The following is a 12,208-nucleotide window of genomic DNA, read 5'->3' as shown; positions in this document are numbered from 1 at the left end:
ATGAATTCTACTAATATAAATCAGCATCAGGATATAAAATTAAATAGTATGGCAATTTTACTTAAATGGTTGATGATTTTTGTTGGTATCAGTGGCTGTTTTTCTGTACTATTCGGCGCTTGGCTAGCACATGGTGGCCAAGCATTGCCGGTAAATGTGCAAGCTAGTTTATCAACTGCACTACAATATCAATTTATTCATACTCTTGCGCTATTAGCTACATTGGTTTGGTTGAAAATAGCTAAGTCCTCAAAGGTATTACTTGGTGCAAGTATCGCCTTTGTCGTCGGGATTTTATGCTTTTGCGGCACAATATATATTAAGTCTTTTTTTGAACTTGCCATTATTGGGAAGTTAACACCTTTTGGTGGTATTTCTTTTGCTCTCGCTTGGCTATTGTTAGCGCTAGAAGGTAAAAATAATTTTTAACAACACTTTTTGTAGTGTTAATACGCTTATGTTCATACATCATTAAAGATGAACATTAGCTATAGAAGGTAAAATAACATATGACCTCCATCGTATTATTCTGTCGACCAGGCTTTGAAAAAGAGTGTGGTGCAGAAATCCAAGAAAAAGCTGCTTGGAATGAAATGTATGGCTATTTAGAGCTAAAGATAAACCAAGGATTAGTTTTTTTTCACTTACACGAAAGTGCACATGGTGAAGCATTAATGAATAAGTTGCCGCTTAAGCGACTTATTTTCGCTCGTCAGTGGTTTGTTACGGTAACTGATAAAATTGACCTTCCAGATTATAATCGCGTTGAAGCTATTACCGAAGCATTAGGTAATGATTGGCAATACAGTGATTTGCGTATGGAAATGGCTGATGATAACGATGGTAAGTCGTTAAGTAAATTTTGTCGTAAACTCTCAGTACCTTTACGCCAAGCTTTACGTAAGAATAAAGTGCTTACCCAGAAAGGCAATAATTCAGCGGATGATCCTGAAGGCGCTATTTTACATGCGTTATTTCTGAGCGGACAAGAAGTGATTTTAGGCTTTTCATTAGCCCGTAATAGCTCTCCACATGTTATGGGGATCCCTAGATTAAAATTCCCTAGCGCATCACCAAGTCGCTCTACTTTAAAACTTGATGAAGCGTTTTTACATTTTATTCCTCGTGATGAATGGGATGAACGATTAACATCAGGTATGAATGCCGTTGATTTAGGCTCAGCCCCAGGAGGTTGGACATATCAATTAGTGCGCCGTGGCATGATGGTAACAGCAATAGATAATGGTCTTATGGCTGAATCCTTAATGGAAACGGGACAAGTAAAACATAAGATGATGGATGGCTTTAAATACGTACCACTGAAGCAAAATGTTTATTGGTTGGTGTGTGACATGATAGAAAAACCACAACGAGTAGCTAAGCTAATGAGTGAGTGGTTATTACATGGTCATTGTAAAGAAGCTATGTTTAACTTAAAGCTACCAATGAAAGGGCGTTATCAACAAGTTACCAATGATTTACAAACAATCAAAGATGCTTTTACTAAACATAATGTGAAGTATGAGCTTTATGCAAAACACCTATATTATGATCGTGAAGAAGTCACCGTACATGCACGCTTACTTTCTCCAGCGCCATTAAGAGCTAAAGAGTAGATATACTATATAGTTTAATCAGCTAGCGCTGAAAATAAAAAAGCCATCAAGTTCACTACTGAACTTGATGGCTTTTTTTGTATGCGGTTTGTTATCAGAAAACTAGTACTTATAGTCTCTCAAGTACTGCTTCAGTAAAGTCCGTAGTACCATGAGTACCACCTAAATCACCGGTAGTTCTATCACCTGATGCAATAACATCTGTAATAGCAGCTCTGATCTTTTCTGCTTTATCACCCATGTCTAAGTATTCCAGCATTTGAATTGCTGCTAATATCACAGACGTTGGGTTTGCTAAGTTTTTACCAGCAATATCTGGTGCACTACCGTGTACCGCTTCAAAAATCGCACAATCTTCACCAATATTAGCACCTGGCGCCATACCAAGGCCGCCAACTAAACCAGCACATAAGTCTGATAAAATATCACCAAATAGATTCGTTGTTACGATAACATCAAACTGTTCAGGGTTCATAACCAGTTGCATACAACAGTTATCAACAATCATTTCTGTTGATTCAATTTGTGGGTAACGCTGGGCAACTTCACGAGCAACTTTTAAAAATAAACCTGAAGTCGATTTTAGGATATTAGCTTTATGAACAGCTGTTATTTTTTTACGACCTTCTTTAATTGCAGTCTCGTAAGCAAATGTTAATATTTTTTCAGCGCCTTCACGAGTAACAATACTCATTGCTTGAGCTTCAGTACCGTCCTCAGAAGTAACTTGGCCAGCACCAGAATACATGCCTTGAGTATTTTCACGAACCGTTAGAATATCAATGTTTTCATAACGTGCTTTTGTGCCCTTAAATGATAATACAGGACGAAGGTTTGCGTATAATTTAAACTGCTTACGTAAGGTTACGTTGATTGAAGTAAAACCTTCACCTACAGGAGTCGTTAATGGCCCCTTTAAAGTGATCTTGTTTTTTTCGATAAGGTTGATCGTTTCTTCTGGTACTAATTCACCATGCTTTTCTAAGGCGGTTAAACCTGCATCTGCAAATTCATAATCAAAACCACAGCCTGCTTTATCTAATATTTTAATCGTAGCATCTATAATGCTCGGACCGATACCGTCGCCAGGAATTACCGTGATGGTTTGTTTAGTCATTAAGTTCACCTTGTCATAATACTTCGGGGGTAATATGTCGTCTCTTAATTTGTACTAAGCGACAACATACATTTAATTAATTACGTAATGCATAGCTGATATATTAAAAGGTCAGCTCAGTGCTTTTATTTGGGCATTTTATATCATGGAAATGCTATGTATGCGAGCTTGAAAGCTTTTACTTTTACCGACAAAACGGTGATGTTTTAACGGGCTAGTAACTTAACAAATAATAGTAGAGGGTTAGGTAGCTAGTAGCAATCTGACTTTAGTCTACAATTGGTCGATTTTTACTTACACTTACATGATTGCTAACTATTCCCCATTGCTCAGGGTAATTATTGCCTAGACCAATTTCTTTAAGAGTCCCATTTACAAATAGTAGAAAGGTACATTCATCTTGCGTAGTGATACCATCCGATTTTACGTGCTGAGTACGATAAAACATAACTTGGTAGTTTATTTTATCAATTGTTCTCGCTTCAGTGATGTCAGGACTTCCTAATTGAGTCAATGCTTGCTCAAAAGTAAAATTATCTAGCATTACTTTTGCAATGAATTGACGATTATACGCTTCTCTGTCTTTCCATTTCATCTGATCAGGGCTGTCATCATAAAAAGTCATAACAAGGGCAACAAAAATGCCATAAACCGTCAGGGCAAGTAGGATTCGACCGATTATTTTTTTATTCATAGTTATTTTTCTTTCTAGTATTAACTTTTATCATCAGTAGTTAGGTTTATATTAGCATTAATCTCGTGGGCAGATGAAGAGGTTGTTAAGCGGATATCTTTTAAATTAAAGCCTAAAGGGATATCTTGTTTCAATGTTAATAGCTTTCTTGCCAAATCCATCTGTTCGAGGCTTTGTGTTAACTTCTCTGCAAGCGAGTCTTTTAAATCAGTCGCTTCAAGTATCGCCTTCAATGAACCATATTGGTTAAGTAACTTTGCTGCAGTAACTTGGCCAATACCACTAACACCTTCAATTTTATTGGTATTATCGCCAGTTAGCGTCCAAAAATCTATCAGTTGAGACGTCTTAACACTAAACTTACTTTGAACATGTTCTTCATCCAAATAGCGGCGATTAAAGTAATCATAAATATGTATGTTAGGGCTAAGTAAAGGTAGGAAACCTTTATCGGTCGAAATAATAGTCACTTTTTGACCGTGAAGTGCCATCTTCACCGCTAAAGTAGCGATAAGATCATCAGCTTCATCTTCGTCTGATGTCAGTGAATCAACACCTTGTTCCATAAAAGCATCTTGTATATCAATTAATTTATTTGCAAGGTGATCAGGCATCTTCTTTCTGCCTTTCTTGTACCCCTCAAATAATTGATACCGCCAGCAGGGCTCTTGACTATCAAATACAGTCAATGCGTGCGTCGGCTGATGTTGGTCGATAATTTTTATTAAAGCGTTTACACAGGTATTTTGCGTATTAAATAGTACTTGTTTTAAGGTGCTGGCTGATAGCTCATCGTCGTGATCCTGCTTTATTTGGATAAAAGGACGCTCTTGTACAGCGTACACACGACGAATTAAATTTAGAGCATCAATGAGTATTAAGTGAGCGGACAATATTAACCCTCAATAACTTTATAACAGGGAATATACTCACTACCAGGTAACTTCATACGTTGTTGTGTTACAAACGAGGCAAGTAGTTTATCCATTAGCGCCATGATCTTTTTATCCCCAGATATTTCAAAAGGACCAAATTCTCTAATTGCTTTGATGCCCCCTGATTTTACGTTACCTGCAACTATCCCTGAAAAGGCGCGGCGCAAATTAGCAGCGAGTTCAGCCGTAGGGAGTTCGTTACTAATGTTTAGATTTGCCATATTTTCATGTGTAGGCTCAAAAGGGTGTTGGAAGTCATCGGCAATCATAAGTGACCAATTAAAGTGAAAGGCATCACCTGTTGCTTTTCTATGTGCAAGTACTTTATCTAAACCTTGCTTCATTACTTGGGCTACTTTAACAGCATCATCAACGACTATTTGATACAGCGACTGTGCTTTTTTGCCAAGAGTGGCGCCAATAAAAAGATCTATTTCATTAAAATATTCAACAGCGCTTGCAGGCCCTGTCAGAATAATAGGTAACTGTTGCTCCGAATTATTTTCGTTAAGCATAATGCCCAAAATATAGAGCAGCTCTTCGGCCGTTCCAGCTCCACCCGGGAATATAATTATGCCGTGTGACATGCGTACAAATGCTTCTAAGCGTTTTTCAATATCGGGCATGATTACTAATTCATTAACTATTGCGTTTGGTGGCTCTGCTGCAATAATGCTTGGTTCGGTTAAGCCTATATAACGTCCTTCTTTGATACGTTGCTTAGCGTGGCCAATGGTTGCGCCTTTCATAGGGCCCTTCATTGCGCCTGGACCACAACCTGTACATATGTTAAATCCGCGTAAACCAAGTTGGTAACCGACATCTTTAGTATATTTATACTCATTGTGTTTAATTGAGTGACCACCCCAGCAAGTGACTAAGTTCGCCCCAGTTTCTGGTAATATTAGATCGGCATTTCTTAATATGTCAAAAATTTCATCGGTAATACCTTCCGACGAGGAAGGGACTCTTCTGTAGCTACTATGGAGAAAAAGAATATCGCGCAATACTGCCGATAGATGTTCTCTAATACCTCGGATTATTTTATCGTCAACAAAAGCGTGAGTTGGTGGATTTTTTAAATCAATTTTTACGCCACGCTCTCGTCTTAATACCTGTATTTCGAATGAAAGATATTTTTGATAAATTTCTTCGGCATCATCAGTATTTGAGCCTGCGTTGAGGACAGCGAGAGAACAATTTCTATAAAGTGTGTATAAGGTACTACTAACGGATTGTTGCAGTTGGTCAACTTCTGCTTGCGAAAGCAAGTTCATATTTCCAACCGGATTAATTTGAGTATGCATAGCTCACTCCTTTTATGCTAATCACTTATGATAAAATACAGCTGTTCTTGGTGAGATGTGAAGGCTGCGATTAAGCCGTGTCTTTTTATCGCTACTTAACGTAAATAACTTGGTTCTTGCCTTGTTTTTTTGCTTTATACATCGCTTGGTCTGCGCGTTCAAAAGCAATATGGATGTTATCGTCAGGTTTTATATGCGTTGCGCCAATTGAAAGGGTAATGCTTACTTTATTCGTTTTAAACTTAAAAGGTAAGCGAGCTACGAAGTTATTCAAAGCATTGAGTTCAGCGGTTAATGCTTCTTCTTGGATTTTAGAATAAATAAGAACAAACTCTTCGCCACCATAACGACCAACAAAAACCCCTTTACTTACATTTTTTACAATTGAGTTAGCAATGACTTGTAATGTTTTATCGCCAGCGGTATGTCCATATGTATCGTTAATCTTTTTAAAGTCATCGATATCAATAACGACTAAGGCAAGCGGGAATGATTTACGATGAAAACGGATCATTGATTTTGCAAAGAAATCATCAAAAGCAGCTCTGTTAGCTAGTTTGGTTAGAGCATCTTGCATACTTTTTCTTTGCTGTTCGGCCAGTTTTTCTTCAAACATCTCGCTCTGTTGTTCAAGTTGTTCAACTTTGGCCGACATATCATTAAGCTTATCAGCTAATTGCTGGTGATTTTGTTGTTCAAATTTTGATTTTTGCTCTAACGTATTAGCAATGACTTGTAGTTTTTCATTAATATCTTCTTTTACTTGACTCAATGTTAACGCTTTCTCTACGGTCCCAGTCATATCGAGTAACTGGCTTTGTAACTTGAGATTGATTATATCGTTGGCTTTTTGCGAGTTTTTCTGTGTAACAATGGTATCTTTAACGGCACTTTGTACCGTTGTTAACGTGGCACTTAGCGTGGTTAAAAAGTTTTTAGCATTTTTTTGCTCATCTTTAAAATCAGCGACAATAACATCAAAAATATCAATGAAATTTTGCAGTACTTTCTCACTTGATTGATTAGTCATTAGTTTTTTCTTAATGGCTAATAAATCACTCGTGTGCGCTTTAGATAATGGCAAAGCACCGAGTGAAATTGAAATTTTTTCAAGAAATTGAGCATCCAAGATTACAGAGCCACCGACTATAGCATTTTTATTTTCGGGTGAAGTAACAGGAGGAGCCTGCAAAATACCTTGATTAGCCATACCACTTTTGGCTTTTAGAGAATGATCATAAAAGGTCAATAATTGACTTAATAGAGGAATATACTGGATTAAAGAATCTTTACCTTCTTTGGTTTCTGTTAACAAGGTACGCAGATCTCTACGTAAATCTCCAGGTAAGCCATTTATTTTTTGTAAGCTTTCACCTGCTTGGCTAAACTGCTCATGGACATGAGAAATATTCTTTCTATTGGTTATGCTGTGTTGTTGCAACAATTTCGAGATAACTGCAATTTTCTCTTCAATCTCAGAGATTGGAGCTGACTTGGTAAATAGGGTTCTTAATTGCGCCAGACGGTTATCCAGCTCAAGATCAATGCCTTTGGAAACTAGCGTTAATTTACCAATAAATTGAATGAGCAGATTAGATTGCAGATTAAAATCATCTTCTAGTGAACTACGAGACTCGATGGCAGTATCAAGTTTTCTTTTTAGTGCAACTAGCTGCTTTTGGGCAACAGAACTGTCATTCATAAAACCAATAAATCCTAATGCAGAGGAATAGTTAGTGCGTAATATAGTCTAAATAACATAATTAATGCTTTGTTTTCTGCTATTTATCTTGATAAATAGTTTATTACTATACTATTACTTTGTTCTTATTATAAGACAGTTTATACCATAAAAATGTTATTTATCAGTATGTGAGTGAAAAAAGATTACTTTCATTGTTCTACAGTAAATTTTAATAGTATTGAGCAATTTTTCATTGGTAAAATAGCGCCATCTTATAGCAACAACTTTGTGTACCAATAATGAGCGAATTTACGCGCGTATTTAATTATAAAATTAAATTAATAATAGCAATATCTTTATTTTTTACACAGCTGATATCAGCTAATGCGAGTGTAGAAGTTAACATCAGCGTAGAGCAACCAGAGCACCATTTAGCGAACGTTGAACTTAAATTTGAGCAAGTAAATGAAAGTAAAGTTAACTTTTATCTTCCTACTTGGCGTACCGGTCGATACGAGACGCTCAACTTAGCCAATGGAATTCGTGAATTCATTGCTCAAGATAGCCAAGGTAATGTGCTTAGCTGGCATAAAATAGATAAAAATACGTGGCAGGTGAGTGATGCTAAAAACAAAAAAATCACTTTAACTTACCAAGTTTATGCAAACCAATTGGCGAAAAGAACTCGTCATATTGATGATAGCCATGCTTTTTTAGATAGCTCCGCCGTTGTTATGTACAGTCAGGCAAGTCGAAGTTCAGAACATATCGTACAGCTTTCAGTGCCTAAATTATGGAAAAGCTTTTCTGGTCTTGAATCCGGTAATAATAGCCATCAATTTATTGCCCATGATTATGATCAACTAGTAGATTCTCCTATTGAAAGCGGTATTAATGAACACTATCAGTTTAGCGTTGATAATCGACAGTATGAACTGGTCATATGGGGAGAAGGTAATTACGACAGTGCGAAAATGGTTAAAGATTTACAAATATTGGTAAAACAAAGTAAGCATGTTTGGCAGGGATACCCTTTTAAGCGTTATGTATTTATGGTGCACGCAACGAGTGGTGCTCGCGGTGCAACAGAGCATGTAAATTCAACCATAATTCAGCGTTCGCGTTTTAAATTTTCAACCCGAAAAGATTACCTCAGTTTTATTGCTGTTGCTGCTCACGAATTTGTTCATACATGGAATGTAAAGCAGTATCGCCCGAAAGGCATTGTGCCTTACGATTATCAACAAGAAAATTACTCTAACTTGTTATGGTTAGTAGAAGGTTCAACCAGTTATTTGCAATACCAGCTTTTATTACGTGGTAATTTAATGACGACAGATGAATTTTTTACTGCGTTAGCTAAACGAATTACCGCGCATGCTCATAAACCAGGGAAAGAAAGTCAGAGTGTGGCACAAGCAAGCTTTGATGCTTGGATAAGTGAGGGAGGAGATTATGGTAATAATCATAGCGTGAACATTTATTCAGAAGGATTTTTAGCCTCTTGGTTACTTGATTTTGATATTCTCGCTAAAACTGCATTATCGAAAAGTTATCGAAATGCACACAATCAACTTTACCAACAACATCGCCTGCCAAAAGGCTATGATGAACAAGATGTTTTAAGTATATTAGAACAGATAACAGGTGACGACTATCAAGTTTGGTGGCAAAAAAATATCCAAGGAACAACAAAAATTAATTTTAACCGTTTATTAGCTAAAGCTGGTCTAAAGATGAGTTATGCTAAAAATGTTAAGGATAAATCGAGTGAGCAATCTAAAGTTTGGACTGGTCTTAAAACTAAGCTAGATAACCATGATTTAATTGTTTCATCGGTAGAGAAAAATAGTCCAGCATGGGACGCAGGACTTACGACAGAAGATGTCATTGTTGCAATCGATGGACTGCGCCTGCTCGACAATGAACTTGATAACCGTTTAAAAGATTTTAAACCGAAACAAACTATTACGGTTACCTATTTTCGAAGAGATAAGTTAATAACTAGCCGTCTTAAACTGGCAGCGATACCTAAAAATAAGTTAAAAATCATTCCAATTGCAAAGGCAAGTGTCGAACAAAAAGCATTTTTTAAAGCATGGATGGGTGTCGATTTTCCAGAGAAGAAATAGTCATATAAAAGCATAAAGCACGCATGTTATGTCGCTCTATGCTTTTTTTTTTTATAGGAGTGCTCTCTGTTATTGGCGCAATGTTCTGGCAAAAGGAGCTTGTTCAATATGACTACTTCTGAATGGGTTAATATCTAACCCTCCTCGTCTGGTGTAGCGTGCAAAAATGGTTAACTCATCAAGTTGACAAAATTGCTGTAAATCACAGTAGATTCTCTCTACACATTGTTCATGAAATTCATTGTGCTGGCGAAAGGATATTAAATACTTTAGCAATGATGAATGATCTATCGCTTTACCACGGTAATGGATATAGATGCTCGCCCAATCTGGCTGATTAGTTATTAAACAATTAGATTTTAATAGATGGCTAACTAAATACTCTTCAATTTGAGATCCTGATCTTTCATCTTGTGCTGTAGCGAGCAATTGTGGGTCATATTGATAATTGTCTATGCTGATATCTTCACCATCAATACAAATACATTTATCTGATTTTTTGGCAATATCTAAGGCAGGGCAGTGATCAACACCAAACAAATTTACGCTTGCCTCAGAGCCAGCTATTTTTGATAGATCTTTAGTTAATACTTTCTCTACGTCTTTAATGCTGGAAAACCGTGTTTGATTAAAGCTATTTAAATAAAGTTTAAACGACTTTGATTCAACAATATTGTCACTGGTGCAAGCAAATCGAAATTCAGCAACAGCGACAACGGGCTTACCCTTTCCATTTAACCATGATAGTTCATATCCATACCAAACATCCTCACCTACAAAAGGTAAATTACTTTGATTTAGTGCTAAGTCGTCCCTATTTAAACTTCTAGGTACTCCTTGTAGCAAATCTGCGGTATATTCGCTGCAATATTGTGTACTTTTCCCCAGTGTTAATTTGCTGAGTTCCGTTGCATTTTGATAATTGGCCATAAAATTTTTCAGTAGTGAGCTAGTATCTCGCTATTTTAAAGGATCTTTTCTTTATATGACATCTACAAATAAAACTTTAACGCAAGCGATTTTAAACTTCAGTAAAAGCTATAGTCAACAACACGTCGAGCAATTTGGACATCTTCCTACAGTAGAACATGATGAACAATGGCCATCACCGTGTGACTTAGGTTCACATGATACTAGTCACCATTACTGGCAAGCCGTTGCAATGGAAAGTGTTCAATTAGCTGATAACAAAGAAGAAGCACTCTCTTTTGAGAATGTCGAGTCAGCATTAAATATTGAATTACATCCGGATATTAAAATATATTTCACCACTATTTTTAGCGGTGATATTGAAGCGCAGTCTGATGACGGTGAATTATCTCTTCTTTTTGCTTGGAACAAAGACGATTTTGAACGATTACAAGAAAATATCATCGGTCATATTTTAATGAAACAAAAGTTAAAGCAAGTTGAAACTGTTTTTTTCGCTGTTACCGACGAGGAAGACATGATTATTTCTGTAGATAACAGTAGTGGAGAGGTCTGGGTCGAACAAGTTGGTTGTAAGCCGCATAAAAAACTCAGCGATTCATTAGCTGAGTTTATAAGTCAGTTAACTCATAAAAATGTAGTGAGTGAAAAATCATAATAGCAAAGATTAAATCATTCCTACTTTTTAGTCAGTTGCTCACTTAAGTTGTTGATGAGCAACTTCATCTCATATAGTTCTTTTTTCATTTCAGTTAATTCCAAAGCTAATGATTGTTGAATCACTTTTTTTATCACACCATTTTCAAGTAAGGATTCCAGTAACTCCGACGTGTTTTTTGCCGATGAATCGTTATTCACTACTTGTTCTTCATTAATAGTAGGAGCAATAAAGTCGGGTTGATGCTGCCAGCCTTTCAGAGTAGTTATTACCGTAGCTAATGGAGCACGTTGACTTAGCTTTGCTTTTACTAAAGCAACTGTCGGCTTTGTTCCGGCATTAGCTAATTGATTTGCGCAGATTAAAATTTCATCGATAATTGTCATTTTACTTACTGATTTGGAATATGAATAATTAATTTAACTATATTTTAGCCAATATAACTAAAGATGTCTTGGTTTTCATTTTCTTATTTTTTAAAACTCTTTAAATTCAGTCACTTAATTATTTGGCTTGTTTTTTGCCTTAATACATCTGAGCATTATAATAAATATTAAAACACCTTAGGAAATATAGACATGAAAAAATCAATAATAGCTTTACTGATTGCAGCTCCACTAGCTATGACATTATCTGGATGTGTTATTAAAATAAATGACGACGGAATGGATCATGGTTTTGTTGGTGATAGCGAAGACCGAACTTATAAAAATCGTAAGAAAATTGCCAAAGTACAATTAGGCACTTCATTTATGGATATACAAGAAAATTTAGGTGTTTCTGATTTTTCTGAGACTTATGCTGATGGCGATAATACAGTGCGCGTTCTATATTATCGCACCCAACGCAAACATAAAGATGGTTTAACGACAAAAGATGAATGTACTTTCCTCCAGTTTATTAATGGCCAACTAGTAGAAACAGGTAATGGTGGAGATTATTCAAAAATTGATAAGGTTATAGCAAATTAATTATCAGTTTTCTTGAATTTTTAAATCCCCCGCATAGCGGGGTATTTTTTATCTCCACATCTATAGTAACAGTTTGTTATAAACTTATTATATTTGACCTATTTGAAATTATACTGGTATGGTGGGTTGTTAAATTAATGATCATCCATCGTCAGAGTAGGGAT

The 12,208-nt window shown here is 36.2% G+C and carries 12 protein-coding genes; 5 read left to right on the top strand and 7 right to left on the bottom strand.

What is annotated here, in order from left to right; genetic code table 11:
* Together CPS_RS15815 and rlmM are read left to right on the top strand one after the other, a co-directional pair.
* Nucleotides 1-429: a DUF423 domain-containing protein gene (locus CPS_RS15815; RefSeq protein ID WP_138140303.1), complete on the top strand. Its 429-nt coding sequence runs from the start codon at nucleotides 1-3 to the stop codon at nucleotides 427-429.
* A gap of 80 nt (nucleotides 430-509) precedes the next feature.
* Complete coding sequence (rlmM, locus tag CPS_RS15810) at nucleotides 510-1,616, top strand: 23S rRNA (cytidine(2498)-2'-O)-methyltransferase RlmM (protein WP_011044301.1); 1,107 nt, start codon at nucleotides 510-512, stop codon at nucleotides 1,614-1,616.
* A 109-nt stretch (nucleotides 1,617-1,725) separates the two neighbouring features.
* On the opposite strand, the gene CPS_RS15805 is transcribed toward rlmM, so the two are convergent.
* The 5 genes from CPS_RS15805 to CPS_RS15785 form a co-directional block, all read right to left on the bottom strand.
* Complete coding sequence (locus CPS_RS15805; RefSeq protein WP_011044300.1) at nucleotides 1,726-2,733, bottom strand: isocitrate dehydrogenase; 1,008 nt, start codon at nucleotides 2,731-2,733, stop codon at nucleotides 1,726-1,728.
* Nucleotides 2,734-3,001: 268 nt separating this feature from the next.
* Complete coding sequence (locus CPS_RS15800) at nucleotides 3,002-3,427, bottom strand: DUF3192 domain-containing protein (RefSeq protein WP_011044299.1); 426 nt, start codon at nucleotides 3,425-3,427, stop codon at nucleotides 3,002-3,004.
* A 20-nt stretch (nucleotides 3,428-3,447) separates the two neighbouring features.
* Nucleotides 3,448-4,320, bottom strand: coding sequence for a flap endonuclease Xni (xni, locus tag CPS_RS15795; protein ID WP_011044298.1), 873 nt, complete (start codon nucleotides 4,318-4,320; stop codon nucleotides 3,448-3,450).
* Between the two features lie 2 nt (nucleotides 4,321-4,322).
* Complete coding sequence (gene ppnN, locus CPS_RS15790) at nucleotides 4,323-5,669, bottom strand: nucleotide 5'-monophosphate nucleosidase PpnN (protein WP_011044297.1); 1,347 nt, start codon at nucleotides 5,667-5,669, stop codon at nucleotides 4,323-4,325.
* Nucleotides 5,670-5,760: 91 nt separating this feature from the next.
* Nucleotides 5,761-7,371, bottom strand: coding sequence for a GGDEF domain-containing protein (locus CPS_RS15785; protein ID WP_011044296.1), 1,611 nt, complete (start codon nucleotides 7,369-7,371; stop codon nucleotides 5,761-5,763).
* Between the two features lie 281 nt (nucleotides 7,372-7,652).
* Between CPS_RS15785 and CPS_RS15780 the strand changes: the two genes are divergently transcribed.
* A complete protein-coding gene (locus CPS_RS15780; RefSeq protein WP_011044294.1) occupies nucleotides 7,653-9,485 on the top strand; it encodes a M61 family metallopeptidase in 1,833 nt (610 codons plus the stop codon).
* Between the two features lie 69 nt (nucleotides 9,486-9,554).
* Here CPS_RS15780 and queF read toward each other — a convergent pair whose 3' ends face one another.
* Nucleotides 9,555-10,415, bottom strand: coding sequence for an NADPH-dependent 7-cyano-7-deazaguanine reductase QueF (queF, locus tag CPS_RS15775; protein ID WP_011044293.1), 861 nt, complete (start codon nucleotides 10,413-10,415; stop codon nucleotides 9,555-9,557).
* A 55-nt stretch (nucleotides 10,416-10,470) separates the two neighbouring features.
* On the opposite strand from queF, the gene syd reads away from it, so the two are divergent.
* Nucleotides 10,471-11,073, top strand: coding sequence for a SecY-interacting protein (gene syd / locus CPS_RS15770; protein WP_011044292.1), 603 nt, complete (start codon nucleotides 10,471-10,473; stop codon nucleotides 11,071-11,073).
* 20 nt (nucleotides 11,074-11,093) lie between these two features.
* On the opposite strand, the gene CPS_RS15765 is transcribed toward syd, so the two are convergent.
* Nucleotides 11,094-11,459 carry a hypothetical protein gene (locus CPS_RS15765; RefSeq protein ID WP_011044291.1) on the bottom strand — a complete coding sequence of 122 codons (366 nt, stop codon included), beginning with the start codon at nucleotides 11,457-11,459 and terminating at the stop codon, nucleotides 11,094-11,096.
* Between the two features lie 192 nt (nucleotides 11,460-11,651).
* Here CPS_RS15765 and CPS_RS15760 point away from each other — a divergent pair, with 192 nt between their 5' ends.
* Entirely contained in the window at nucleotides 11,652-12,044 is a 393-nt protein-coding gene (locus CPS_RS15760; RefSeq protein ID WP_011044290.1) for a DUF3192 domain-containing protein, read from the top strand.
* Nucleotides 12,045-12,208: the final 164 nt, after the last annotated feature.

Source organism: Colwellia psychrerythraea 34H, assembly GCF_000012325.1.
Classification (GTDB): domain Bacteria; phylum Pseudomonadota; class Gammaproteobacteria; order Enterobacterales; family Alteromonadaceae; genus Colwellia; species Colwellia psychrerythraea_A.
The sequence above is the reverse complement of the archived record's forward strand: the minus strand, read 5'-3'. Positions and strand labels throughout refer to the sequence as shown.